General features: G+C 67.2%; 22 protein-coding genes. 14 read left to right on the forward strand and 8 right to left on the reverse strand.

The features are described from left to right. Nucleotides 1-423 precede the first annotated feature (423 nt). The 3 genes from N5K27_RS13885 (at nt 424) to N5K27_RS13895 (ending at nt 3,812) form a co-directional block, all read left to right on the forward strand. Entirely contained in the window at nt 424-672 is a 249-nt protein-coding gene (locus tag N5K27_RS13885; RefSeq protein ID WP_087838870.1) for a DUF3567 domain-containing protein, read from the forward strand. Between the two features lie 417 nt (nt 673-1,089). Continuing rightward, on the forward strand, nt 1,090-2,334 hold the full coding sequence (locus tag N5K27_RS13890; RefSeq protein ID WP_087838869.1) for a YbdK family carboxylate-amine ligase: 1,245 nt from the start codon (nt 1,090-1,092) through the stop codon (nt 2,332-2,334). Between the two features lie 80 nt (nt 2,335-2,414). Then, complete coding sequence (locus N5K27_RS13895) at nt 2,415-3,812, forward strand: MmgE/PrpD family protein (RefSeq protein WP_087838868.1); 1,398 nt, start codon at nt 2,415-2,417, stop codon at nt 3,810-3,812. A 33-nt stretch (nt 3,813-3,845) separates the two neighbouring features. Here the strand turns inward: N5K27_RS13895 and N5K27_RS13900 are convergent, their stop codons facing one another. Then, nucleotides 3,846-4,571 (reverse strand): IclR family transcriptional regulator, encoded by a 726-nt coding sequence (locus N5K27_RS13900; RefSeq protein ID WP_132979706.1) that lies wholly within the window; start codon nt 4,569-4,571, stop codon nt 3,846-3,848. A 139-nt stretch (nt 4,572-4,710) separates the two neighbouring features. On the opposite strand from N5K27_RS13900, the gene N5K27_RS13905 reads away from it, so the two are divergent. The 6 genes from N5K27_RS13905 (at nt 4,711) to metH (ending at nt 15,753) form a co-directional block, all read left to right on the forward strand. Further along, complete coding sequence (locus N5K27_RS13905; protein ID WP_279817178.1) at nt 4,711-6,153, forward strand: FAD-binding oxidoreductase; 1,443 nt, start codon at nt 4,711-4,713, stop codon at nt 6,151-6,153. A 16-nt stretch (nt 6,154-6,169) separates the two neighbouring features. After that, nucleotides 6,170-7,534, forward strand: a complete 1,365-nt coding sequence (purB, locus tag N5K27_RS13910) for an adenylosuccinate lyase (protein WP_132979707.1) — start codon at nt 6,170-6,172, stop codon at nt 7,532-7,534. A 102-nt stretch (nt 7,535-7,636) separates the two neighbouring features. Further along, nucleotides 7,637-8,635, forward strand: coding sequence for a tripartite tricarboxylate transporter substrate binding protein (locus tag N5K27_RS13915; RefSeq protein ID WP_087778255.1), 999 nt, complete (start codon nt 7,637-7,639; stop codon nt 8,633-8,635). Between the two features lie 25 nt (nt 8,636-8,660). Further along, nucleotides 8,661-9,524, forward strand: a complete 864-nt coding sequence (locus N5K27_RS13920) for a sulfurtransferase (protein ID WP_279817179.1) — start codon at nt 8,661-8,663, stop codon at nt 9,522-9,524. Nucleotides 9,525-9,532: 8 nt separating this feature from the next. Then, nucleotides 9,533-11,857 carry a molybdopterin-dependent oxidoreductase gene (locus tag N5K27_RS13925; protein ID WP_279817180.1) on the forward strand — a complete coding sequence of 775 codons (2,325 nt, stop codon included), beginning with the start codon at nt 9,533-9,535 and terminating at the stop codon, nt 11,855-11,857. 125 nt (nt 11,858-11,982) lie between these two features. Then, on the forward strand, nt 11,983-15,753 hold the full coding sequence (metH, locus tag N5K27_RS13930; RefSeq protein ID WP_279817181.1) for a methionine synthase: 3,771 nt from the start codon (nt 11,983-11,985) through the stop codon (nt 15,751-15,753). 4 nt (nt 15,754-15,757) lie between these two features. On the opposite strand, the gene N5K27_RS13935 is transcribed toward metH, so the two are convergent. Both N5K27_RS13935 and N5K27_RS13940 read right to left on the reverse strand, forming a co-directional pair. Beyond that, entirely contained in the window at nt 15,758-16,075 is a 318-nt protein-coding gene (locus N5K27_RS13935; RefSeq protein WP_087838861.1) for a YnfA family protein, read from the reverse strand. 17 nt (nt 16,076-16,092) lie between these two features. After that, nucleotides 16,093-17,013: a LysR substrate-binding domain-containing protein gene (locus tag N5K27_RS13940; RefSeq protein WP_279817182.1), complete on the reverse strand. Its 921-nt coding sequence runs from the start codon at nt 17,011-17,013 to the stop codon at nt 16,093-16,095. A 134-nt stretch (nt 17,014-17,147) separates the two neighbouring features. On the opposite strand from N5K27_RS13940, the gene N5K27_RS13945 reads away from it, so the two are divergent. Next, nucleotides 17,148-17,783, forward strand: a complete 636-nt coding sequence (locus tag N5K27_RS13945; protein ID WP_087839099.1) for a flavodoxin family protein — start codon at nt 17,148-17,150, stop codon at nt 17,781-17,783. 36 nt (nt 17,784-17,819) lie between these two features. On the opposite strand, the gene N5K27_RS13950 is transcribed toward N5K27_RS13945, so the two are convergent. Together N5K27_RS13950 and N5K27_RS13955 are read right to left on the reverse strand one after the other, a co-directional pair. Further along, entirely contained in the window at nt 17,820-18,290 is a 471-nt protein-coding gene (locus N5K27_RS13950; RefSeq protein ID WP_087838859.1) for an Hsp20 family protein, read from the reverse strand. Nucleotides 18,291-18,393: 103 nt separating this feature from the next. Beyond that, nucleotides 18,394-19,584, reverse strand: a complete 1,191-nt coding sequence (locus N5K27_RS13955) for an MFS transporter (RefSeq protein ID WP_279817183.1) — start codon at nt 19,582-19,584, stop codon at nt 18,394-18,396. A 94-nt stretch (nt 19,585-19,678) separates the two neighbouring features. On the opposite strand from N5K27_RS13955, the gene N5K27_RS13960 reads away from it, so the two are divergent. Continuing rightward, nucleotides 19,679-20,581, forward strand: coding sequence for a LysR family transcriptional regulator (locus tag N5K27_RS13960; protein WP_279817184.1), 903 nt, complete (start codon nt 19,679-19,681; stop codon nt 20,579-20,581). Here the strand turns inward: N5K27_RS13960 and prpE are convergent. After that, nucleotides 20,578-22,524 (reverse strand): propionate--CoA ligase, encoded by a 1,947-nt coding sequence (prpE, locus tag N5K27_RS13965; RefSeq protein WP_279817244.1) that lies wholly within the window; start codon nt 22,522-22,524, stop codon nt 20,578-20,580. The two genes, N5K27_RS13960 and prpE, sit on opposite strands and share 4 nt — an antisense overlap. A 95-nt stretch (nt 22,525-22,619) precedes the next feature. Here prpE and N5K27_RS13970 point away from each other — a divergent pair, with 95 nt between their 5' ends. From N5K27_RS13970 to leuA, 3 genes are all read left to right on the forward strand, one after another. Beyond that, a complete protein-coding gene (locus N5K27_RS13970; RefSeq protein WP_087838855.1) occupies nt 22,620-22,838 on the forward strand; it encodes an AbrB/MazE/SpoVT family DNA-binding domain-containing protein in 219 nt (72 codons plus the stop codon). After that, nucleotides 22,835-23,254, forward strand: a complete 420-nt coding sequence (locus N5K27_RS13975; RefSeq protein ID WP_279817185.1) for a putative toxin-antitoxin system toxin component, PIN family — start codon at nt 22,835-22,837, stop codon at nt 23,252-23,254. Before N5K27_RS13970 ends, N5K27_RS13975 begins: the two co-directional genes overlap by 4 nt. 306 nt (nt 23,255-23,560) lie before the next feature. Beyond that, the gene (gene leuA, locus N5K27_RS13980) at nt 23,561-25,261 is read left to right on the forward strand and encodes a 2-isopropylmalate synthase (RefSeq protein ID WP_279817247.1); all 1,701 of its coding nucleotides are present in this window, start codon (nt 23,561-23,563) and stop codon (nt 25,259-25,261) included. Nucleotides 25,262-25,301: 40 nt separating this feature from the next. Here the strand turns inward: leuA and N5K27_RS13985 are convergent, their stop codons facing one another. Together N5K27_RS13985 and N5K27_RS13990 are read right to left on the reverse strand one after the other, a co-directional pair. Beyond that, on the reverse strand, nt 25,302-25,709 hold the full coding sequence (locus N5K27_RS13985) for a hypothetical protein (RefSeq protein WP_087838852.1): 408 nt from the start codon (nt 25,707-25,709) through the stop codon (nt 25,302-25,304). Next, nucleotides 25,706-26,404, reverse strand: a complete 699-nt coding sequence (locus N5K27_RS13990; protein ID WP_243724505.1) for a DUF433 domain-containing protein — start codon at nt 26,402-26,404, stop codon at nt 25,706-25,708. Before N5K27_RS13990 ends, N5K27_RS13985 begins: the two co-directional genes overlap by 4 nt. Nucleotides 26,405-26,492: the final 88 nt, after the last annotated feature.

Here is a 26,492-nt window from a genome sequence, read left to right on the forward strand (position 1 = left end):
CACTGGAAGAGGCGCGGGCTCATGTAAGCGAAGGGTTACAGGCGGTGATTGTGGAGGGCGGGCCGGGAACTTTGTCCGCCCCACCGGGGGTCGAACTGGTACAGCTGGCGCCCGGGTGCGTTTGTTGCGTAGGGCAGCTGCCGCTGCGGGTGACCGTGGCGAGGCTGCTCCGGCAATCCCGGCCGGCCCGGCTGTGGATAGAGGTCAGCGCGGCCCAGCATGTCGCCGAGCTGCGCAGGCAATTGAATGGACCAGGTTTTGCAGGAGCGGTGAAGCTGTACGAGGGTTAGGGCCCTAAGCCGGTATCGAGCATGGTGTAGCCGATAGGCGGTATCAATCCGGTTGGCCCTCTTGATTTCCAAACGCAGGCACCAACTTAATGAACAGGTGGTCGGTCAGACCCCTGTCTCCAGGAGCCAGACCATGGAAATGATCTATAACAGTCCCAACTATGTCGTAGTGGAGTTCGCCCAGCTCGATGGCGCCTCCGCGGGGGGATTCGAAATCGTCGACAAGCAGGCGCGCCGCGAGATCTACATCGCGGGCGAATCGGCCGAGCAATTCCGCTCCCAGGTGCGGGAATTGATCGCCACCGAACCTTCGATGGAAGACGTGGACGAATTCCTGAGCCAGTTCGACGTCTACATGCACCATCCCGTAACCCTGCACTGATTCCGCCGGGCCAGCGCTCCGCGCCGGCCGGACGGTAAGCACATACTCTTCCTCCATGGGGCTATAATGGCCCCTGTCATCGCGCCGGCAGGCGCGGCATACGCACGAATACCTTCCAATCCGCCTGCCTCGCTCTTGCGCCCATCCCTTGGCCGGCTGGGCGTCTCCGGCGGGTTTCTCCCGCACTCCCGCGTTTTTGCTGATTTGTCAGTGGATGCTTACTCCTGGGCCCCGGTTTTTCGGGTGTCAGCCTAGGGGAAACACTTAAGATCGGTCAATTTTACGGAATCTGTCATCAACCAGCGGCTAAACTCGCCCAACGATTCTTTCACGTGATGCTGCCCCGACGCTCCGCGCGTCCGGCGTCGCCCCCCGGGTAGATGACTCACCCCGGCCACCTTTCCAAAGGAGACCCCGATGCAGTCCATCGCATTCACGGCATCCGCGCCCAACACCCTGGGCATCGAGCTAGAACTGCAGATCGTCGATCCGCAGACCTTCGACCTGCGGGGAGCGGCCGAAGAGCTGCTTGCCCAGATCGCCAACCACCCCTATGCGGACCGGGTCAAACCCGAGATCACCCGGTCCATGATCGAACTGAACTCGTCGGTGCACACCGATCCCGCCCGCCTGCTGGAAGAAATGCGCGAGATGCGCGACCTGCTGGTCGAGGCCGCGGACGCCGTCGGCGTGCGCGTGGCCGGCGGCGGCACGCATCCGTTCATGCGCTGGCATGACCGGACCATCTACGATTCGCCCCGCTTCCAGTACCTGTCCGAGATGTACGGCTACCTGGCCCGCCAGTTCACCGTGTTCGGCCAGCACATCCACCTGGGCGTGCCCAGCGGCGATGCCGCGATCGCCATGACCCAGAAGCTGTCGCCCTACGTGCCGCACTTCATCGCGATGTCGGCCTCGTCGCCCTACTTCGAGGGCGTCGACACGCAGTTCGCGTGCAGCCGCCTGAACGCGCTGAACGCGTTCCCCATGTGCGGGCACCTGCCCCCCGAGGTGGTGGACTGGCACGGCTTCGAGGCCTATTTCGCCCAGTTGCAGACCTCGGGCCTGATCGAGAGCATCAAGGACCTGTACTGGGACGTGCGGCCCAAGCCCGAGTTCGGCACCGTCGAGATCCGCGTCTGCGACACCCCGCTTACCGTCGAGAAGGCCTGCCAACTGGCGGCCTTCGCGCAGGCGCTGGGCATCGTCCTGGCCGACGAACCCGCGCCCGGCGCCGAGGCCTGGATGGCCTACCGGACCAACCGCTTCCAGGCCACCCGCTTCGGGCTGCACGGCAACTACGTCGATCCCGTCCACGGCCGCATCCGCCTGAGCGAGCACCTGCGCATGACCTTCGACCGGCTGATGCCGGTGGCGCGCCGCCTGGGCACGGCGGACCTGCTGGAAGCCCTGCGCGAGGAAATCTTCACCCACGGCGGCGACTGCAAGTGGCTGCGTGCCCAATACAACCGCGGCCAGGAAATCGCCGAGGTGGTCGAGGCGGCGGTGGGCGCCTGGCGCGGCGAAGCCCCGGCCGACGTCGAGCAGCGCTTGCCCGAACTGCCGGCGCGCCGGCGGGTGCGGGCCAGTTCCGAGCCCATCCTGAACCTGGACGGCATGAAACCGTTCGCGTTCAAGCGGCTGGGCGGCCGGCTGCACTAAGGCGGGGCGCATCCTGGAATGGATGCCGGGCCGTTTCTCGTCTAGAATGAAATCTATTTCATTCAATAAAATGACGAAACATGCCCGCCTTGCCCGAGTCCCGGCTGGCCCGCCGCGTGTCCAGCCTACGCGAAGCCCCGCTGGACGTGCCCACCCGCGAGCGGCTGGCCCAGGCATTGCTCGACTGGTTCACCGCGGGCTGGTCGGCGGCGCCGATGCCGCTGGCCGGATGCTTCAGGACACTGGCGGCGGATTGCTACCCCGGTACGGGCGAAACCCCCGTCTTCGGAGGCGCCATGCTGCCGCTTCCGGCAGCCGCCTTTGCCAATGCCGCCATCGCCCATATCCGCGAGATCGATGATGCCCACCGGGCTGCCATGCTGCATCCTGGGGTGGTAGCCGTGTCGCCGGTGATGGCGTTTGCTTCGGGCGGCCAGCTCACGCGCCGCCGCATGGCCGACGCCATCCTTGCCGGTTACGAGGTGGCCCTGCGTGTCGGGGAAGCCTTGGGCACGCGCCACGCCGCGAACTTTCACGCCACGGCCACGGCCGGCACGCTCGGCGCCGCCGCGGCCTCGTCCATGGCGCTGGGCTTGCCGGAGGCCGTGCTGCACCACGCCCTGGGCCTGGGAGCGACACAGGCCCAGGGACTCTGGCAACTGATGGAAGACGATGCCCAGGAGTCCAAATCCCTGCATCCGGCATTTGCCGTGCGCAACGGCATGACGGCCGCCCTGGCGGCGCGTGCGGGCTTGCCGGGGGCCCGGTCTTTCGTCACGGGCAAACGGGCGCTGTACGCCAATTTGGCCGGCGACGGGCCGCTGGATGCGCTGGATGCGGGGCTCGACGGCCCGTTGCGCCTGCACACCGCTACCATCAAGGCGTGGCCATGCTGCGCGCAATTGTTCACGCCCTTGGATGCGGCGCAGGAACTGCTGGCGGCGCATCGTCCCGACATCGGCGCGATCCGCGAAATCGAGGTCGCAATCTTTCCCCACGCACTGAAGATTGCCGGGGTCGATTGGCCCGCCCGGCCGGCCGAGACCTGCTTCAGCCTGCGCTATGTGCTCGCGGTATTGCTGCTCAGGGGCCGGCTGACCATCGAGGACATGGAGGCTCCCCGGTTGGACGATCCGGCGTTGCGCGACCTGGCCGACCGCATCCGCATCAGGACGGACGAAGCCTTCCAGCGCGAATTCCCCCATCGACGTCCCAGTACGGTGACGCTGGTCATGGCCGACGGTAATCGGTTATACGCCCGGCGCGACCTGCGCCGCGGCGATCCCGAGGATCCGTTCGACTGGAACCAGATGTTGGCCCGCATGCGGGCGTTCGCGCCCGCGATGAGCGACGAGGCGGCCAGCTCGATCGCCGCCTGGTGCGAAGCGTTTGTCGATCCCGCGTGCGATGGCGAGCCGGCGCTGCCGCCACCGTGTTTGTTCGGCACCGCGGAATTGCGCGCAGGAGTGGCCGCCTAGCGCCTGCGGCGCGATGCCGGCTCCAGCGCGGCGTCAGTCGCCGGGAGGCTGCCACCCTTCCGGAGGGCGACAGGCGAATTCCTGCAGGGCCAGCTCGCGCCTGACCGCCTCCACCGCCGCAGCCTGCGCCTTGGGGTTGAAGCGGGAGGCCAGGCCCAGTACGACGACGGCGCCGATAAAGCTGCTGTCCGCGTCGAAAACGGGCAGCGCCACCGAGGTCATCTCGGGAACGCGTTCGGCCCGGGTCATGGCATAGCCCTGGGCGCGGATTTCGTCCGCCAGCGGTGTCGTCCCGCCGGTATAGGCGCGCAGGACATGCGAGGACGACCCCCCCTGGTCCAGGGGCAGCCGGGTGCCGACTTCGACATGGTGGCGCACCTCCCGCGATGAATTTTCGCGGTACAGGCAGATACGGTCGTCGCCGACGCGCACGTAGAGGGCGACTGTCTCGCCGGTTTCCTGCATGACGTTGCGCAGCACGGGCTGGATGCGCGCCCCCAGGTCGAAGGTGCTGCGATAGAGCATGCCCATGTGCAGCAGGGCCGGGCCGAGCGCGTAGTCGCCGTTGTCGAACCGGTGCAGCAGGCGGGATTTGGTCAGGACGCCCGCCAGCCGGAGCAGCGTGGCCTTGTCCAGTCCCGTGTGTTCGGCCAGCTCGCGCAGCGACAGCCGCAGCCGGTCGGCGTCGAAGCTTTCCAGGATGGTGATGCCGCGTTCCAGGACGCCGGCGGGGGGAGTAGGGGAAGACTGGCTTGACACGTGCTTCGAAGCCTCTTAGAGTTTTGTTCAATAAAATTTATTTTATTCAATAAAACGAAAGACGGCTCGACTCATTCCTCTCCGTCCATCCGGACGTCCCGTCTTCGTGGTTTCGGACCTTGATCCTTTGGCAGCTTTCATGTCCCTGCATTCCGATTCCTTGGCCGCCGCGCTCGCGGCCATTGTAGGCGAGCCCTATGTGCTGACCGCCGCCGGGGACGTCGCCCGCTATTGCGGCGACTGGCGGGGCCGGTACCCTGGCGCCGCGCGCGCCGTCGTGCGGCCGGCCGATACCCGGGAAGTCGCACGGGTAGTGGCCGCCTGCGCCGCGCACGGCGCGGCAGTGGTGCCCCAGGGCGGAAACACCGGCTTGGTGGGGGGATCGACGCCCGACGACTCGGGAACCGAGGTCGTGCTCAGCCTCGACCGCATGAACCGGGTGCGCCGGGTCGACCCGCTGGACAACAGCATGACGCTGGAGGCCGGTTGCACGGTACAGGCCGCCCAGGAAGCCGCCGCCGCCCAGGGAAGGCTGTTCCCGCTGGCGCTGGCCTCGCAGGGAACGGCCACTATCGGCGGCGTGGTGTCGACCAACGCGGGTGGGGAGCAGGTCGTGCGCTACGGCAATACGCGCGATCTCACCCTTGGCCTGGAAGTCGTGCTGGCGGACGGTTCCGTGCTGGACCTGCTGACGCCCCTGCGCAAGGACAATACCGGCTACGACCTCAAGCAGTTGTTCATCGGCGCAGAGGGCACGCTGGGTATCGTCACGGCGGCCACGTTCAAGCTCTTTTCCCCGCCGCGCAAGGTGGTCACCGCATGGGCCAGCGTGCCGGATCCCCAGGCGGCCGTCGGCCTGCTGGCGAGCCTGACCGGCGCGGTCGGGGAACGCGTGACCGCGTTTGAATTGATCAACCGCGAGGCGTTGGACCAGGTGCTGGCCCACCCGCTGGATAGGATGCGGGATCCGTTGGCGGGCGGGTATCCATGGGCGGTCCTGATGGAAATCTCGGAGACGTCCAGCGCCATGGATCCGACTTCCGCGGTCGAGGCGGCCCTGGAGGCGGCGATGGAAGGCGGTCTCGTGACCGACGCCGTCCTGGCGGCATCCGGCCGGCAGGCAGAGGAGCTGTGGGCGCTGCGGGACCACGTGCCGGAAGCGCAGCGCCTGCAGGGGTACTCGATCAAGCACGACATCTCGGTATCCGTCTCCCGCATTCCCGACTTCATCGCCCGGGCCGACGCGGCGCTCGCCGCGGCGGTGCCGGGCATACGCCTCGTGTGCTTCGGGCACGTGGGGGACGGCAACCTGCACTACAACCAGAGCCGGCCGGCCGGCATGAGCGACGAGGCTTTCCGCGCCGTCGAGGAAGAAGTGCACGCCCGTGTGCATGCCATCGTCGCAAAGCTGCAGGGTTCGATCTCCGCCGAGCACGGCATAGGGCGGCTCAAGCAGGCCGCCTTCCTGCAATACAAACCGGCCTTGGCCGTGTCGCTGATGCAGCGTATCAAGCATGCGCTGGATCCGGCTTCCCTCTTCAATCCAGGGCGCCTCCTGCCGCGCTCCACCTCTTCCAACTGACGCCAGGACAACAGCAATGCCGTCATCCGTATTCGATATTCAATCGCTCCAGCACCTGTGGAGCACCGATGAAATGCGCGAGATCTTCTCGGAAGAGAATCGCGTGCAGAAATGGCTGGATTTCGAGGTTGCCCTGGCCCGGTCGCAGGCCGAACTGGGCATTATTCCCGCCGCGGCCGCCGAGGAGATTGCCCGCCATGCCCATGTGTCGGGCCTGGACCTGCCGGCCATGTCCGCGGAGATCCGCCGCATCAAGCATTCGCTGGTCCCGGCGCTCAAGCAGGTCCAGGCGCGCTGCAAGGAGCACGGGGAATGGCTGCACTATGGCGCCACCACGCAGGACGTGCTGGACACCGGCATGGCGCTGCAGGTCAAGCAGGCTCACGCCGTGATCCTGCGCGACGTGCTGGCCGTGATCGGCGAGTTGAAACGCCTGGCTGTCGAGCACAGGGACACCATCATGGTCGCGCGCACCCATGGAGTGCAGGCGCTGCCCATCACCTTCGGCCACAAATGCGCGATCTGGCTGGACGAGATGACGCGCCATTTCGAGCGCCTCAAGGCGTGCGAGCCGCGCGTGATGGTCGGCATGCTGGCCGGCGCGGTGGGCAGTCAGGCGTCGCTCGGGGAGCAGGCGCCCGAACTGGAGCGCCGTGTGCTGGACCGGCTCGGGCTGGGCGCGCCCGCGATCAGCTGGGCCCCGGCACGCGATCGCTTCGCCGAATACGCCTGCCTGCTCGCCATGATCGGCGCCACGCTGTCGAAAGTCGGCAACGAGTTGTTCAACATGCAGCGCAACGAATTTGCCGAAGTGGAAGAGGCATTCTCCGACGGCAAGCTCGGGTCCTCGACCATGCCCCACAAGCGCAACCCCACCTCGGCCGAGAACCTGGCGGGGTTGGCGCGGCCGCTGCGCTACAACGCCGCGCTCATGATCGAGGGGATGGTCAGCGAGGGCGAACGCGACGGTATCGCCTGGAAGGTCGAGTGGAAGGCGCTTCCCGAGTGTTTCCTGATCGCGGGCGCGATGCTGTTGCAAGGCAAAAACCTTCTGGCCGGGCTGCGCGTGGACGCCGATGGCATGGCGCGCAACCTCGACATGATGCGCGGCTATCTGCTGTCCGAACGCGTGATGCTGGCGCTGAGCGAACGGGTAGGCAAGGCGACGGCGCACGAATGGATCTATGAAGCGTCCATGCACGGCATCACGCACAAGCTCGACTTCGCGCAGGCGCTGCGCCAGCACGCGGGCCTGGCGGGGCTGCTCGGCGACGAGGAGATCGCCAGATTGACCGACCCCGCCGGCTACCTGGGCCAATGCGCCGCCTCCGTGGATCGCGTGGTGGAGCAGTCCGATCGGGCGATCGGCCGGCTGTCCTGATGGCGGCCGGATAGGGGCGGCACGCGCGAGACGGCGCGGACCGGCCGGAGGAGGAAGAGCCGCCCGCGCTATTACATACAAAAGAACCAAAGGAGATCATCGATGGCGTTCACCAAGACTGTTTCGCGCCGCGCCGCCTTGGCGGCGGGCGCCTTCGCATGCGCCTGCGCCGCGCTTGCCATGCCGCAGGCGGCGCAGGCCGCCTATCCCGAACGGCCGATCACGCTGCTGGTCGGATTTCCCCCTGGCGGCGGGGGCGACCTGTATGGCCGGTTGATCGCTTCGGCCCTGAGCAAGACGCTGGGCCAGACCGTGGTGGTGGAAAACCGTCCCGGCGCCGGCGGCAACATTGCCGCCGAGCAGGTGGCGCGCGCCAATCCCGACGGATACACCCTGATCCTGGCCATGAGCGGCAACTTCGCGGCGTCGCCGGCCTTCAAGCCGCAACAACTGCGTTACAAGGTCCCGGACGACTTCGCCATGATCGGCCTCATCCTGGAAGCGCCGCATGGCATGTTCGTGTCCCACAACTCGTCATACAAGAGCGCGGCCGAGGTGCTGAAGACCGCCAGGCAGAAGGAGCTGACCTTCGCGTCCACCGGTACCGGCGGCGCGGCCCACATCGGCATGGAACGCATCAAGTCGCTGGCCGGGCTCAATCTGCTGCACGTGCCGTACAAGGGCTCGGGGCCCGCCATCGCCGATCTCATCGGCGGGCAGGTGGACCTGTTCTTCGCGACGGCTTCGCCCCTGATCGGCCAGGTGAGGCAGGGGCAACTGCGCGTGCTGGCCCTGACCGGCGAAGAACGCAGCCCGGCGCTGCCCGACGTGCCCACCTTCAAGGAGCTGGGCGTGAACATGACGATGACGCAATGGTACGGACTGGCGGCGCCTGCCGGCACGCCCAAGGCCGTGGTGGAAAAGCTGTCGCATCATCTCGGCATGGCCTTGAAGGATCCCGCCGTGCGGGAGGCCATCCGGAAGGATGCGGCAGTCGAAAAGGACGTGCCCATGGACAAGTTCCGCGAGTACGTGCTCCGTGACATCGAGCAATACCGCGAAGCGGTCACGCCCGAGCTGATGAAGATGATGGGGTTGTGATCCCCGTCCGACTAAGGAAGCAAGCATGCAGTACGAAACCCTGGTAGGTGTCGACGAACTGGCGCAGGCACTGTCCGCGGATCGCTCCAAGGTGCTGGTGGTCGATTGCAGTTTCGACCTTGCCGACCGTCGGGCCGGCCGGCGCCTCTACGAGGGCGGCCACATTCCCGGCGCCCGCCATGCCGACCTGGAAGAGGTGCTGAGCGGCGCCAAGACCGGCACCAATGGCCGCCATCCGCTGCCCGAGCGGGAATCTTTCGCCCGGGCCATGCGCGCGCTCGGCGCCCACGACGACACCCAGGTCGTGGCGTATGACAACGCCGGCGGCATGTTCGCGGCCCGCTTGTGGTGGCTGCTGCGCTGGGCGGGCCATCGCGCGGCGGCCGTGCTCGACGGCGGCATGGCCGCCTGGCGCGCCGCCGGCCTTCCCGTCGAGACCGACGAACCGGCGCCCGCGGCCAGCGGCACGTTCTCGCTGCGCGATTCGCTGACGCGCACCGCCTCCCTCGATACCTTGCGGGCCAGCCTGGGGAGCGGTGAATACCTGATCATGGATGCCCGTGCCGCCGACCGCTTCCGGGGCGAGAACGAGACCCTGGATCCGATAGGCGGCCACATCCCCGGCGCGCGCAATCGCTTCTTCCGCGACAACCTCACCGACGCCGGCCTGTTCCGTTCCGCGGAGGAACTTCGCCGCGACTTCGACGCGCTGGCGGGCGGCGTGCCGGTGCGGCAGTGGGTCAACCAATGCGGCTCCGGCGTCACGGCCTGCCACAACTTGCTGGCCCAGGCGGTGGCGGGCCTCCCCGGCGCGGCGCTGTATCCCGGTTCATGGAGCGAATGGTCGGCGCAGCCCGACGCCCCCGTGGCCACCGGCCCGCAGGACTGAGGCGCGCCATGGCCGACATCGACACCGCATTTCCGTCACCGGGCATGCTGCCGCACAGCGCGCACTGGGGCGTCTTCCAGGCGCGGCTCGACCGGAGCGGGCTGATCGTGCAGCCGCATCCGGACGATCCCGATCCGAATCCCATCATCGAGAATTTCCCCGGGGCATTGGACCATCCCGCGCGCGTCACGCAGCCCATGGTGCGCCGGGGCTGGCTGGAAAACGGACCGGGGCCCGACGCCAGGCGCGGCCGCGACGAATTCGTGGCCATGTCCTGGGACGACGTGCTCGACCGCCTGGCCGCGGAGCTTTCCCGCGTCAAGCAAAGCCATGGTCCCGAGGCAATATTCGGCGGCTCGTACGGCTGGTCCAGCGCCGGGCGTTTCCACCATGCCCAGAGCCAGGTCCACCGTTTCCTGAATACCTCGCTGGGCGGCTACGTCCGCTCGGTCAACAGCTACAGCGCGGGCGCCTCGGGCGTCATCCTGCCCCACATCCTGGGCAGCATGGACGAAGTCGCCCGGCGCAACGTCACCTGGGAACAGATCGTCGCCCATACCGACGTGGTGCTGGCTTTCGGCGGCATGGCGCTGAAGAACTCGCGCGTGGCCAGCGGCGGCATCAGCCGCCACGTCGAGCGCGGCGCCATGCACGATGCGGCGCGCCGCGGTTGCCGGTTCTTCTGCATCAGTCCCCTGCGCAGCGATATGCCGGCAGAGGCGGATGCCCGCTGGCTGGCGATCCGGCCGGGCGCCGATACGGCGCTCATGCTCGGCCTGATGCATACGCTGGTGGCCGAGGGCATGCACGACCGCGCCTTCCTCGACCGGTATTGCGACGGCTGGGACCGCTTCGAGGACTACCTGATGGGGCGGAGCGACGGGCAGCCCAAGTCCCCAGCGTGGGCCGCGCCGAAATGCGACCTCGCGGCCGCCGAAATCGCCGAGCTGGCACGCAGCCTGCCCGGCAAGCGGGTATTGGTAACGGTGTCGCATTCGCTCCAGCGCGCCGAGCATGGGGAACAGCCGGTATGGGCCGGCGCGGTGCTGGCCGCGGTGCTCGGCCAGCTCGGCCTGCCTGGCGGAGGCTATGCCTATGCACTGGGGACGCTGGCGCACTACGGCAAGCGCAGCAACGCCGTGCCGGTGGCCGCGCTGCCCCAGGGCACCAATGGCGTGAAGGATTTCATCCCCGTGGCGCGCGTCGCGGACATGCTGCTGCATCCGGGGCAGTCCTATGCCTACAACGGCCAGACCCGCACTTACCCCCGCATCCGCCTGGCGTACTGGGCGGGCGGCAACCCCTTCCACCATCACCAGGACCTGGCCCGGCTGGCGAGGGCTTTCCGCCAGCTCGATACCTTCGTCGTGCATGAGATCGCCTGGACCGCCACGGCTCGCCATGCCGACATCGTTCTGCCCAGCACCATGACCCTGGAGCGCGAAGACATCGGCGCCACGCCCACCGATCCGTTGGTCGTCGCCATGCATCGCATTGCGCCCCCCAACGGGCAGGCGCGCGACGACTACGACATCTTCGCCGCGCTGGCCGGGCGGCTGGGCACGCACGAGGCGTTCACCGAGGGACGCACCAGCCGCCAGTGGCTGGAACATCTGTACGAGCGGACCCGTGCCGCCCTGCGCGAACTCGGCGGCGAGGCCCCGGACTTCGAGACATTCTGGCGGCAGGGAAGCCTGGTACTGCCACAGCGCGAAGACGATGGCGGCATCCTGCGCGCGTTCCGCAAGGATCCCGCCGGCGCGCCGCTGCCCACTCCCAGCGGCAAGGTGCAAGTGAGTTCACCCGTGGTGGCAGGCTTCGGCTATGCCGATTGCCCCGGGCACCCCGCATGGCTGGAGCCGCAGGACGCGCCTACCGATGCTCATCCGCTGTATCTCGTCGCCAACCAGCCGGCGACCAAGCTGCACAGCCAGCTGGACTTCGGCCGCCACAGCGCGGGAGCCAAGCGAGATGGCCGGGAGGTATGCACCATGCATCCGGACGACGCATCGGCGCGCGGCATTCGCGAGGGCGACATCGTGCGCCTGTCCAACGGCCGCGGGGCTTGCCTGGCAAGCGCTGCCTTGAGCACCGACATTCGGCCTGGCGTAGTGCAATTGCCTACCGGGGCCTGGTATGACCCCGCGGACAGGCAGGACGACGGCCCGCCCCTGTGCGTACACGGCAATCCCAACGTGCTGACGCGCGACGCGGGCACGTCCTCGCTGGCCCAGGGCTGCACGGGACAGCTCACCGCGGTCCAGGCCGAACGCTACGATGGCCCGCTTCCGGCCATCCGCGTTTTCGAGCCCCCGGTTCCCGGTGCCCGCTGAATTCGACGCCAGTATGGGGCACCTTCGTTGCCCTTGGTAAAATAGCGGGTTAGCCAGTCCACCCCCTGGCTGGCCGTGCCTCCCAGGGGCCTGTGCCAGGGATCCTGCGAGGCCCCGTGTCGTCCATGTCTTTCCCCGCCCTTCCCTATCCCCCTTCGTCCTACACGCGCGGCGCCGAGTTCGCGCGCCTCCTGACCGAGCGCATCCTGATCCTGGACGGCGCGATGGGCACCATGATCCAGCGCTACAAGCTGGACGAGGCGGCGTTCCGGGGCGAGCGCTTCGCCGGCCACGGCAAGGACGTGAAGGGCAACAACGAGCTGCTCAGCCTGACCCGGCCCGAGGTCATCCTGGAAATCCACCGCGGCTATCTGGCCGCGGGCGCGGACATCATCGAGACCAATACCTTCGGCGCTACCTCCATCGCCCAGGGCGACTACGAGCTGCCCGAACTGGCCTACGAGCTGAACCTGGCCTCGGCCAGGCTGGCGCGCCAGGCCTGCGACGAGTTCGGCACGCCGGAGCGGCCCCGTTTCGTGGCGGGCGCGCTGGGGCCCCAGCCCAAGACCGCCTCCATCTCGCCCGACGTGAACGATCCGGCGGCGCGCAACGTCACCTTCGACGAGCTGCGCGCGGCCTATACCGAGCAGTTGAACGGACTGCTCGACGGCGGCATCGACCTCGTCCTGATCGAGACCATCTTCGACACGCTGAACGCCAAGGCGGCCATCTTCGCCGTCGAGGAAGTGTTCGAGGCGCGCGGCGAGCGCCTGCCCGTCATGGTCTCGGGCACGGTCACCGACGCCTCCGGGCGCATCCTGTCGGGGCAGACGGTCGAAGCGTTCTGGAACTCGGTACGCCACGCCCGCCCCATCACCATCGGCCTGAACTGCGCGCTGGGCGCGGCGCTGATGCGGCCCTACATCGCCGAGCTGTCGAAGATCAGCGACACCTTCGTCTGTGTCTATCCGAACGCCGGCCTGCCCAATCCGCTCAGCGACACGGGCTTTGACGAAACGCCGGAAGACACCTCGCGTCTGCTGGAAGAGTTCGCCCGCGCCGGCTTCGTCAACGTCGTGGGCGGCTGCTGCGGCACCACGCCTGACCACATACGCGCCATCGCCGACAAGGTGGCGGGGCTGCCGCTGCGCCAGCCCCCGGTGATCGAGGCGAAGATGCGCCTGTCCGGCCTGGAGGCGCTGAACATCGACGAAGAGACCCTGTTCGTCAACGTGGGCGAGCGCACGAACGTCACCGGCAGCAAGATGTTCGCCCGCCTGATCCGCGAGGAGAAATTCGACGAGGCGCTGGCCGTGGCCCGCCAGCAGGTCGAGAACGGCGCGCAGATCATCGACATCAACATGGACGAGGCCATGCTGGATTCGCAGGCCAGCATGACGCGCTTCCTGAACCTGATCGCCTCCGAACCCGACATCTCGCGCGTGCCGGTCATGATAGACAGCTCCAAGTGGAGCGTGATCGAGGCCGGCCTGAAGTGCGTGCAGGGCAAGTCCGTCGTCAACTCGATCTCGATGAAGGAAGGCATCGAGCCCTTCCTTCACCAGGCCCGGCTGTGCCGGCGCTACGGCGCGGCGGTGGTGGTCATGGCCTTCGACGAGCAGGGCCAGGCCGATACGCTCCAGCGCCGCATCGACATCTGCGGACGCGCCTACAAGCTGCTGGTGGAAGAGGTGGGCTTCCCGCCCGAGGACATCATCTTCGACCCGAACGTGTTCGCCATCGCCACCGGCATCGACGAGCACAACCACTACGCCGTGGACTTCATCGAGGGCACGCGCTGGATCCGGCAGAACCTGCCGCACGCCAAGGTGTCGGGCGGCATCTCCAACGTCAGCTTCTCGTTCCGCGGCAACGAGCCGATGCGGGAGGCCATCCACACGGTCTTCCTGTACCACGCCATCCGCGAAGGGCTGACGATGGGCATCGTGAACGCCGGCCAGCTGGGTGTGTACGCCGACCTGGACCCGGTGCTGCGCGACCTGGTGGAAGACGTGGTGCTGGACCGCGCCGAACCGCTCGGCCGCAAGGACCCGGGCGACGAACGCACGTCCACCGAGCGGCTGGTGCAGTTCGCCGACACGATCAAGGGTTCGGGCGCCAAGAAGGAAGAAGACCTGGCCTGGCGCAGCCTGCCCTACGGCGAGCGGCTGACGCACTCGCTGGTGCACGGCATCAATACCTACATCGTCGAGGACACCGAGGAAGCCCGCCAGGCCGTGGACGCACGCGGCGGCCGCCCCATCGAGGTGATCGAGGGGCCGCTGATGGACGGCATGAACGTCGTGGGCGACCTGTTCGGCTCGGGCAAGATGTTCCTGCCGCAGGTGGTGAAGTCCGCGCGCGTGATGAAGCAGGCCGTGGCCCACCTCATTCCCTTCATCGAGGAAGAAAAGCGCCAGATCGAGGCCGCCGGCGGCGACGTCCGCTCCAAGGGCAAGATCGTCATCGCCACGGTCAAGGGCGACGTGCACGACATCGGCAAGAACATCGTCAGCGTCGTGCTCCAGTGCAACAACTTCGAAGTCGTCAACATGGGCGTCATGGTGCCGGCCGCGGAAATCCTGGCCAAGGCCAAGGAAGAAAAGGCCGACATCGTCGGCCTCTCGGGCCTGATCACGCCCAGCCTGGAGGAAATGGCCTACGTCGCCGCCGAGATGCAGCGCGACGACTACTTCCGCGAACGCAACCTGCCGCTCTTGATCGGCGGCGCCACCACCAGCCGCGTGCACACGGCCGTGAAGATCGCGCCGCACTACGAAGGCCCGGTCATCTACGTGACCGACGCCAGCCGCTCGGTGGGCGTGGCGCAGAACCTGGTGTCGGACCAGGCCGCGCAGTATATCGCCGAGATCAAGACCGAGTACGAGCGCGTGCGCGAGCAATACGCCAACCGCAAGGCCACGCCGCTGATCCCGCTGGCCGAGGCGCGCGCCAACAAGCCGCCCATCGCGTGGGACGGCTACCAGCCGCCGCGGCCCAAGTTCATCGGCCGCCGCACGTTCAAGAACTTCGACTTGGCCGAGATCGCGCGCTATATCGACTGGCAGCCCTTCTTCCAGACCTGGGACCTGCACGGCGGCTTCCCCGCCATCCTGGACGACGCGGTCGTGGGCGACTCCGCCCGCAAGGTCTACGCCGATGGCCAGGCCCTGCTCAAGCGCGTGATCGAAGGCCGCTGGCTGACCGCCAACGGCGTCGTGGCCTTCTACCCCGCCAACAGCGTCAACGACGACGACATCGAGATCTACGCCGACGAGTCGCGCCAGAAGGTGCTGTTCACCTGGCGCAACCTGCGCCAGCAGACCGCCAAGCGCGAAGGCGTGGACAACAAATGCCTGGCCGACTTCATCGCGCCCAAGTCCAGCGGGATTGCCGACTATATCGGCATGTTCGCCGTCACCGGCGGCCTGGGCATCGAGAAGTGGGAAGCCGAGTTCCAGAAGCAGCTCGACGACTACTCCAGCATCATGCTCAAGGCCATCGCCGACCGGCTGGCCGAGGCCTTCGCCGAAGCCATGCACGAGCGCGTGCGCAAGGACCTGTGGGGCTACGCGCCGGACGAGGCCCTGGACAACGAGGCGCTGATCAAGGAGGCCTATCGCGGCATCCGTCCCGCGCCCGGCTACCCGGCCTGCCCCGAGCACACGGTCAAGCGCGACATGTTCGAGGTCATGGCCTGCCAGGACATCGGCATGGAACTGACCGACAGCCTGGCCATGTACCCCGCCGCGGCCGTATCCGGCTTCTACTTCAGCCATCCCGAGTCGCAGTATTTCAACGTCGGGAAGATCGGCGAGGACCAGCTGGCGGATTACGCGTCGCGCAGCGGACGCAGCGAGGACGAACTGCGGCGGGCGTTGATGAGCAGTTTGTGACCTCCTAGCGCGGCTGGAAAATGATGATCCCCATGCCGGCCAGCGCCACCGCCGCGCCCGCCACGTCCCACGAGGTGGGCCGTATGCCGTCCACGGCCCACAGCCACACGATGGCGGCGCCGATGTAGACGCCGCCGTAGGCGGCATAGACCCGGCCGGCGGCGGTGGGGTGCAGGGTCAGCAGCCAGGCGAACAACGCCAGGCTGGCCGCCGCGGGAACCAGCAGCCAAACCGAGCGCCCTTCCCGCAGCCATAAGTAGGGAAGGTAGCAGCCGACGATCTCCGCCAAGGCGGTGGCGACGTAGAGAAGAAAGGTGCGCATGCCGGTATTTTGGCACTTCACCGAGTCGGCCGGCCGACCGGCTGGCCGTCGCGCGCGCCGGCGAACTCCCTTTCGATCCAGGCCAGGAAGGCGCGCGCGGGAGGGTGGCGTTCGCGGCCGGGAGCGCACAACACGGTATAGCGGTCGCCCGGCACGCGTATTCGCGGTTTGAACGGCTTCAGCAGCCCGGCGCCGACGGCATCCGAGACCATGACCGAGCTCGCCAGCACCAGCCCCTGGCCCGCGATCGCGGCCTGCAAGGCGTAGTGCTCTTCCTCGTAATGCCGCATGGACGGCCGTCCGTCCAGCCAGCGCAGGCCCGCCGCCGCGCACCACTGCCGCCAGCCCTGCTCGTACAGGGTGGAGTCGCGCCATTGCACCGAGATCAGTGTCGGCCTGGCCTTGGCGGCCGCGCGGACGGCCGCCGGCGTGCCATAGACGCCGAAGGACTCGGCCAGCGCCGCCGGTGCCAGCAGGCCCGGCGGCTCGTTCCCGCCGTAGCGGATGGCCACGTCCACGCTGGCGTCCTGCAACAGGTCGACCACGCGCTCGGTGGCGTCCAGCCGCACTTCGCAACCGGGATGTTCCTGGTAGAAGCGGCCCAGCCGGGGCACGAGCCATAGGGCGGCGAAGGAATGCGTGGTGGTGACGGTGACCACGCCCGTGCCGGGCCGCGGCCGCAGGGCGTCCATGGCCTGGCCGATGTCCAGGAGCGCGCCGTGCACGGTTTCCAGTAGCCGTACCCCCGGCGCGGTCAGCGTCACGCCGCGCGCCTCGCGCTGAAACAGGGCCACCCCCAGGTGGTGCTCCAGCGTCCGGATCTGGTGGGACACCGCGGTGGGCGTGACGTGCAGTTCCTGCGCGGCCAGCTTGAAGCTGCGCAGCCGCGCGGCGGCTTCGAACGTGCGCAGGGCGCTCAGAGGCAGTCGGGCGAACACTGGATGAGTGGCCTGGAGATGAATTCAATTCATCTTATTGGAAAGAAGCTCATTCGCCAATAACCGCGGCATGCCCCTACATTCTTTCCATCCCCGGCGAGTCCGGGAAACTTCTTTCTACGGGAATGCATGACATGGACTCATCTTCTTCGATACTCATCCTGATCGGCAGCCCCCGCCGGGACGGCAACAGTGCACTGCTGGCCCGCGCGGTCGAGACCGGCGCGCAGGAGGCGGGACTTGCCCCACGCCTGCGTTTCCTGGACGACTACATCAGCGGATTCCTGGGCGACCGTACGCCTGCGTCCGGGCTGCCGGCCGATCGCTACGGCGAACTCTTCCTGGAAGAGTTCCTGCCCGCCGCCGGCGTGGTGTTCTGCACGCCCATCTACTGGTACGGAATGTCGGCGCAGACCAAGGCTTTCTTCGACCGGTCGTTCGCCTATTACTCGGCCGCCTACCCGCATCATGCCGAGGTGATGACGCGCATGCAGGGCAAGCGGCTGGCGCTGACGCTGGCCTCGGAAGAAAGCTATCCCGGAGCGGGATTGGGCATCGTGCACCAGGTGCAGGAATTCGCCCGGTACAGCCATTCGGCCTTCGTCGGGTATGTGCACGGTTCGGGCAATCGCCGGGGCGAAGTCGCGCGCGACCCCCGCGACCCGGTCGGCGCGGCCAGGCGGCTGGGAGCCGAACTGCTGCAGCGGCCCTATACGGACTATCGCATCGATACGCCGCGCAGCCACGACGTGTGGGATGCAGCGGCGTAAGGAAGAAGGGCGGAGCGTTGCCGCTCCGCCGTGCCGTCAGGCGGCGTTGGCCAGCGCGGGTTGCTCGCGCGGCGCGGGGGCGGCGCTGCCGATCTCGATGCGCCGGGGCTTGGCCGCCTCGGGCACTTCCCGGACCAGGTCGATGTTCAACAGGCCGTTCTCGAGATGCGCTCCGCGCACTTCGATATGGTCGGCCAAGCGGAACGACAGCTTGAACGCGCGTTGCGCGATGCCCTGGTGCAGGTAGGTGACGGCCTCTTCGCTTTTTTCACGGCGGCCGCCGGTAACGGTCAGCACGCCGCTCTCGACCTGCAGGTCCAGGTCTTCGTTGCGTAGCCCGGCCGCCGCGATCACGATGCGGTAGTCGTCGTCGCCGCGCTTCTCGACGTTGTAGGGCGGATAGGTGCTGCCCGTGTCGTTGCGCAAGACGGACTCGAAAAGGTCATTGAAGCGGTCGAATCCGACCGATTGGCGGAACAAGGGCGCCAGCGAAAAAGTAGCGTTCATGGCTCGAATCTCCTGATAGTCAGCAAGTTTCACCGGGGACCCGATTGCGGCATCCCCTGAACCCAATCTCTGGACGATCGCGCGCATTTCAAGTCCCTGCCATTCATCTTCCGGACTGTCGCAGTCCCAGGGCCACGGCCAGCGCCAGCACGCCCGCCACGCCGGCGATGCCCGCCGCGGCGGGCCAGCCGTATGACTGGATCAGGCCGCCGACCGCGGCCGGACCCACGACCTGGCCCAGGTTGTTGCCTTGCATCATCAGCCCGACCACCAGCGGCACCCGGGCCGGACTGGGCGCCGCGCGCGGAGCCGTCGCCAGCAGCGTGGCGGGGATCAGTCCGCCGGCGGCCGAGAAAAGCATGCACAGCGCGAAGCTGCCGGCGTCGGGCAGCACGGACAGGAAGACCCCGCTTCCCGCCAGGCCCATGACGACGCTGCCGCAGGCCACCAGCGCCCATCTGGCCACCCCGCGCTCCATCAGGATGCCGGCGCAGAGATTGCCGGCGATGTTGGCCGCCGTGGCCGCGGCGGCCAGGAGCCCGGCGGTCTGTAGCGGCATCCCCATCCGTTCGGTCAGCAGGATGGGCAGGAAATTGAACAGCGCGAAGAACTGCAGGCTGTACAGTCCGAATCCCGCGGCCAGCAGCAAGGGGTCCCGGCCACGCAGCGTCGCCAGCGCGTCGCGGCCCGTGTCGCGCCATCCCCGCCAAGCGCCGCGCGCCGAAGGAGGAAGCAGCAGGACGGAGGCCGCAGCGGCCAACGATAGCGCCGCGCTGCTCCACCACAAGATCCGCCAGGACGAGAACAGGGGACCGAGCAACATCGCCAGCGCGATGCCGGTGGGCATGAAGCAGCTCCACAGCGCGAAGGCCAGATCGCGCTGTGCGGCGGCGACCACGCGTTGCAGCAGCGCCGGCCCGGCGACGACCACCAGCAGGAACCCCAGGCCTTCGAGCAGACGGGAAGCCAGCAGCCAGGCATAGCCGGGCGCGCCCGCGCCCAGTGCCGCGCCCAGCGCGCTGGTGCCCAGGCCGGCAAGAAAGACGCGGCGGTCGCCACGGGCCGCCACCAGCGATCCGGCGGGCATGCCGCCCAGCATGCCGAGCACGGCGATGACGGCCGTGAGCCAGCCGATGGCGGCCAGGTCCAGTCCCATGTCGGCGCGCAGCAGCGGCGCGGCGATCGAGGCCTTGCCGACCTGCAGCGCCAGCACCACGCCGCCGCCGACGATGACCGCGACACTCGCCCAGCTGTTCTTTTCCCGTACCGCGATGTCTTGATGGCTTGCCCGCATCGTGCATTCCTGTTCGTCAGGCTGCCAGCATAGGGTTGGCCGTCGATCGACAAAAGTGACATTATTTAGATGTTTTCTATCCAAATAATCGATCATGATCGACGCCCTGACCCTGGACCAGATGCGTGTGTTCGCCGCCGTGGCGGAAACGGGAAGCTTCCGGGCGGGGGCCGGCCGGCTGCGGCGCGCGCAGTCGGCCGTCAGCCATGCCATCGCCAGGATGGAAGGAGAACTGGGCGTCGCGCTGTTCGATCGCGGCGGACATCGCCCTGTCCTGACTCACGAGGGGCAGGCGCTCTTGAGCAACGTGCGGGACATCCTGCTGCGCGTGGACGCCATGCGGGCTCGGGCGCGGGGCATGGGCGAGGGCGTCGAACTCGAGCTTGCGCTGGTGGTGGACACGCTGTTTCCGATAGCGTGGGTGGCGCAGGCCCTGAATGCCATGCGGTCCCGCTACCCGGCCGTGGCGGTGCGGCTGGCGGTCGAGCCGCTGGGCGGGCCGCTGTCGGGTCTGCTCGATCGGCGCTATGGCGTGGGCATCACGGTGGGCGAGCACTTCCGCAGTCCGAAGATCGCCATGCAAGCCCTGGCGGCGGTCGAGGTGGTGGCGGTGGCCGGCGCATCCCACCCGCTGGCGGCAACGGCCCCGCCCTTGCAGATGGCGGACCTGGCTGGCCATCTGCAGATCGTGCTGGCCGATCCTTCCTCGTTGACGCCGGGACAGGACTTCGGCGTGCTTTCGCCGCAGACCTGTCGCGTCAACACGCAGGACACCAAGCACCAGCTCATCCTTGCGGGCGTGGGCTGGGGGCGCCTGCCGGCATGGCAGGTGGAGCGGGACCTGGCCGAGGGCCGGCTGGTGCGGTTGGCCGTGTCGGCGCTGGGCCGCGACAGCTCGCTGGCGTCGGAGGCCTATCTGGCGCATCGGGTGGACGCGCCGCCGGGGCCCGCGGCGCGGGCCTTCTGCCAGGCGCTGGCCGCGGCCGCCAAGCGCTAGGCCGGCGGAAACATCGCCTCTTTCAACTGCTGCAACGCGCCGGCGTCCTCGATGGTGGTGAGGTCGCCGGGGTCGCGCCCTTCGGCAATGGCCTGGATGGCCCGCCGCAGCAGCTTGCCCGAGCGTGTCTTGGGCAGCGCGTTCACGAAGAACACCCGCGCCGGGCGGGCCACCGCGCCCAGCCGGCGTTCGACCGTCTGCATGACCTCGCCTTCCAGCCGCATGCGACCTTCGGGTGTCGCGGCACGCTCGACGCTGCGCGCGATGGCGAAGGCCATCGCGACCTGGCCCTTCAGGGCGTCCTGCACGCCCACCACGGCGACCTCGGCGATGTCCGGATGGCTGGAGACGCTTTCCTCGATTTCGCGCGTGCCCAGCCGATGTCCCGCGACGTTGATGACGTCGTCGGTGCGGCCCAGGATGGTGACATAGCCGTCCTCGTCCTGGATGCCCCAGTCGAAGCTGGAATACAGCAGCTTGCCGGGAAAGCCCGACCAGTAGGTGGACACGTAGCGTTCGTCGTCGCCCCAGATCGTGGACATGCAGCCCGGCGGCAGCGGCGCTTCCAGCGCCACCACGCCCTTGCGCCCGGGCGGGCACGGCTCGCCCGTCTGTTCGTCCACGATCTTCAGCCGATAGCCGTACACCGGCAGGCCGGGCGAGCCGAACTTGGTGGGCAGGTCCTCCACTCCGCGCGGCAGCGCCAGCATGGGCCAGCCGGTCTCGGTCTGCCAGTAGTTGTCGACCACCGGCTTGCCGATGGCCTCGTGTATCCAGCGCGCGGTGGGCTCGTCCAGCGGCTCGCCGGCCAGGAACAAGGTGCGCAGTGTGGAAAGATCATGGCGGCGCAGCGTTTCCGGATCCTGCTTCTTCAGCACCCGTATCGCGGTGGGCGCGCTGAACATGTGGGTGACGCGGTACTGCTCCACCAGCTTCCACCAGATCGCGCCATCGGGGCGCACCGGCGTGCCTTCGTACATCAGCGTCGTCATGCCTGCGATCAGCGGCCCGTAGACGATGTAGCTGTGGCCCACCACCCAGCCGACGTCGGAGGTGGTGAACATCACGTCGCCCGCTTGCGCGCAGAAGATGTGGCGCATCGACGCGGCCAGTGCCACGGCGTAGCCGCCGGTGTCGCGCTGTACGCCCTTGGGCCTGCCCGTGGTGCCGGAGGTGTAGAGGATGTAGGAGGGCTCGTTCGACTCCAGCCAGACGCAGGGAACGCGGGCATGCGCATGCCGCTCGCGCAGCGCCGTGTAGTCGTGGTCCCGCCCTTCCTGCAAGGACATGGGCGCCAGGCCCCGGTCCACCAGCAGCACGCTGGCCGGCGCATGCGAGGCCAGGCGCAGCGCCTCGTCCAGCAGGGGCTTGTAGGGGATCACCTTGCCCGCGCGCGATCCGGCATCGGCCGACACCACCAGCGTCGGCCGGGCATCGTCGATGCGCGTGGCCAGGCTGGCCGAGGCGAAGCCGCCGAACACCACCGAGTGGATGGCGCCGATCCGCACGCAGGCCAGCATCGCGAACGCGGCCTCGGGGATCATGGGCATGTAGATCAGCACCCGATCGCCGCGCCGCACGCCCAGGGCCTGCATCACCGCGGCCATCCGGTTCACTTCGTCGTGCAACTGCGCGTAGGTGTAGGCGGACTCGGTGCCGGTCTCGGTCGAGACGTGGATCAGCGCGGGCTGGCCGCCGCGTTCGGCCAGGTGCCGGTCGACCGCGTTATGGCAGAGATTGGTCAGTCCGCCGACGAACCAGCGCGAGAAGGGAGGATGCGACAGGTCCAGGGGCTGGGCGGCCGGCGCGTGCCAGTCGACGAGCCGGGCCTGCTCGCTCCAGAATGGCCCGGGTTCGTCCACCGAGTGGGCATGGAAGGCCTGGTAGCTTGCCACGGCAGTCTCCTTCTGGTTGTCGGATGATGGTGAACCGGCGTTGGGCAGGGGGGTATCCCGGGTTTACCCCGGACTTAGATAGGGCGTGATTCCTTGATATGATCAAGTAAGGAAGTAAGAATTATTGGTTTGTGGAGTTTCCTATGCTTGCCAAGTTGACATCGAAAAACCAGATCACCTTGCCCAAGGCCGCGGTCTCCAGCGTGGACGAGACGGACTATTTCGACGTAACGGTCGAGAACGGACGCATCGTATTGACCCCGGTCAGGGTCCATCAGGCTCAAGCCGTCCGTGACAAGCTGGAGCAACTGGGCATCACCGAGCAGGATATCGAAGAGGCCCTTGCTTGGGCACGGCGATGACGCGTCGCGTCGTGCTCGACACCAACATCGTGCTGTCGGCGCTGATGTTCACCTCAGGCCGGCTGGCTTGGATGCGTCGGGCCTGGCAGGATGGCAGGCTTGCGCCTCTGGTCTGCCGGGCTACCGCCAATGAATTGCTGCGTGTCCTGGCTTATCCCAAGTTCCGGTTGTCAGCGAGTGACCAGAACGACCTGCTCGCGGATTTTCTTCCGTATGCCGAGGTTGTCACGTTGCCCGCCGTCTGGCCGATCCTGCCCGAATGCCGTGATAAGAAGGACCAGGTCTTCGTCGTGCTCGCCCATGTCGCCGGGGCCGAGGCCCTGGTGACTGGCGCTGCGGACCTGCTGGCCTTGCGGGCGCAGGCTCCGTTCCTCATATGGACGGCCGACCATCTCGCCGACATCGCCGGTGCCTGATGGCGTCGTAGTTTTTGCCCAGGCGGCTTGCCAGCGATCCGAATTTGTGGTTGACTATCACATCTATCCGCATTTTTCCCCAAGCACGATCGCAACCATGGCCACCTCCGCCATCCGCTCCGCCGCCTCCCTGCGCCAAGCCGCGCCGGGTGCCGACGTGCGCGCGATCGTCGCCCTCATCGCCTCCTCGCTACTACTACCGATCGGTTGCCGGGCCTAGCGTCCCCGTGGCAGTTCGGCAGCCCCCTCTCGGCCACTCACACGGTCCATCCGTCCATTCCGAGTCCGCAGTAGCAGGAGCAGTCCATCATGTTGAAGAATCCCGAGGCGAAATACCGCCCCTTTCCCGCCTACGACTTTTCCGAGCGTAGCTGGCCCAACCGCCGCATGACCAAGGCGCCGATCTGGATGAGCACCGATCTGCGCGACGGCAACCAGGCCCTGATCGAGCCCATGAACGGCGAGCGCAAGACGCGCATGTTCGAGAAGCTGGTCGAGATCGGCTTCAAGGAAATCGAGGTCGGCTTTCCCTCGGCCTCGCAGACGGATTTCGACTTCATCCGCGGCTTGATCGACCAGAACCGGGTGCCCGAGGACGTCACCATCGAGGTGCTGACGCAATCGCGCGAAGAACTGATCCGCCGCACCATCGAGTCGGTCGAGGGCGGCCGCCGGGTGATCGTGCACATGTACAACGCCATTGCGCCGGCCTTCCGCCGCATCGTGTTCGGCATGTCGCGCGAAGAAGTCAAGCAGATCGCGCTGGAAGGCACCCGTCTCATCAAGGAGTTGACCGACGCGCGTCCTGACACCGAATGGGTCTACCAGTATTCGCCCGAGGTGTTCAGTTCGTCCGAGCTCGATTTCGCCAAGGAAGTGTGCGATGCGGTGGTCGAGGCCTGGGGCGCGACGCCCAACCGCAAGATCATCCTGAACCTGCCCGCCACGGTCGAGTGCGCGATGCCCAACATCTACGCCGACCAGATCGAGTGGATGCACCGCAACCTGGCCAATCGCGACAGCATCATCCTCAGCGTCCACCCGCACAACGACCGCGGCACCGCGGTGGCGGCGGCCGAGATGGCCGTGCTGGCCGGCGCCGAGCGCATCGAGGGCTGCCTGTTCGGCCACGGCGAACGCACCGGCAACGTCGACCTGGTCACCCTGGCCTTGAACTGCTACAGCCAGGGCATCTCGCCCGGGCTCGACTTCTCCGACATCGACGACGTGCGCCGCTGCGTCGAATACTGCACCCAATTGCCGGTGCACCCGCGCCATCCCTACGTGGGCGACCTCGTCTTCACCGCGTTCTCGGGTTCGCACCAGGATGCGATCAAGAAGGGGTTCGCGCAGCGCCAGCCGGATGCCGTCTGGGACGTTCCCTACCTGCCCATCGACCCGGCCGACCTGGGCCGCAGCTATGACGCGGTCATTCGCGTGAACAGCCAGTCCGGCAAGGGCGGGGTGTCCTACCTGTTGCAGCAGGAATATGGTTTCGACTTGCCGCGCCGCCTGCAGATCGAGTTCAGCCGCGCCATCCAGCGCGTGACCGACGAAACCGGCAAGGAGGTCGTCGCCGCCGATGTCTACTCCATCTTCAGCAGTGAATACCTGGAGCAGCACGAGCCTTATCGCTTCGTCCGCCATCGCATGGCCAGCATCGACGGCGGCGTGCGGGTCGAGGTGGACGTGCAGGTCGCCGGCGAGGCGCGCACCCTGGTGGGCACCGGCAACGGCCCGATCGACGCCTTCGTGCAGGCGCTGGACATGCCGATGCGGATGATGGACTACCACGAGCACTCGATAGGCGTGGGCGCCGACGCGACCGCCGCCTGCTATGTGGAAGTGCGGGTGGGCGATGCCCCGACCGGCTTCGGCGTGGGCGTGGACAGTGACATCGTCACGGCTTCGTTCAAGGCCGTGCTGAGCGCGGTCAACCGGCATGTGCGCGACAGCGGGCAGCCGGCCGCGACGGCGGGGACCAAGCTTGCCGAAGTGAGCGTGTGATCAGGTCAGGCACGGGGCCGGGTGCCCCTTGCCCAAGCCGCTACAGTTGCTTGAAGCGGGTGGAGACGCGCCAGGGGACCTCGACCGCGGCGCGTTCTACCGTGTTGGCCTGATCGACGATTCGGGGCCACCATAGGACCAGCTGCGACAGCTTGTCCCAGTACTTCCGGCTGGACCAGCTCGATTGCAGTACGAAGACCGAGAGGCCGTACTGGCGAATGACCTGCCGCTCCGCGCCATTCTTTTTCCGGAAGGCATCCACGGACAGGATGGCCCAATCCCGCTCCTCACCGAGAGTCCGCAGCCAAACGATGTCGTCTGTGTTCTTGGGAAAGCGGCTGCGCAGGTGGCAGACTTCACCGATGCGGCCGGCCAGGACTCCCTGGCTCGCTTCGGCAAGCGCGGGAGCCCACTGTGGCGGGAGATTGTTGTCCAGGAGGAAGTTCAATGGACTCGTTGCCTCAGGCTTTCCTCAAACCTGACGGCAGATCTGACAAGACGCGGTTGAATGTCGTAGATCGCAGCCGTTGCCTTGATCGCTTCTTCGTTTCCGCCTTCGGCCATGTATGACGCGTGCAGGATGTCGGTTGGCGTACCTGCCGCTTCCACGATGGGGCTTCCGAACTGGCGGGAAGGGTCCAGGACAATGCCTTCCCGCTTAAGCAATGGATACCACCTGGACGCCTGGTCCTGGTGATACTCGATACCAGCGTACAGCGACGGGCTGATGATTTCCCGGAATACATGCTGTCTGTTCCGCAGATCCACCAACGCTTCGTCCATTCCAGCTTGCCGAATCGCTTCGCCAAATATCGTTCGGCCATCCGTTTTGAATTTCAGCGTGGTGAATGGATATTTGACGCCCCAGATCTGCTGGGCGGACTCCAGGCATTTGCGAACGACGAGCAGCGGTACGCCGTACTGGACGAATGCGTGGACGAAGCGAACTTCCAGCAAGTCGTGAAAGCCGATGACCTTTTCGTCGAATTCTTGCGTGGATAGCGCCGGTGTCCACAGCGGGGGAGACCAGGAGCGCGAGCGCGTGTCGCCCTGGCTTTTCTGGTAGTGGTACCCGAAAAGCCACCGATTCAATTGCCGCGAAGGGACGTCAATCAAACGAGCCGCTTCGCTCAGGCTGTACATACCGGTTCCTGCGTACATGGTCAGCTTTGGAGGAGAGCGACGAGGCCAGTTTAGCACCGGGGTCGTGCGGATCCAGCGTCGTCCTAGG

This window comes from Pigmentiphaga sp. GD03639, assembly GCF_029845405.1.
Lineage (GTDB): Bacteria > Pseudomonadota > Gammaproteobacteria > Burkholderiales > Burkholderiaceae_B > Pigmentiphaga > Pigmentiphaga daeguensis.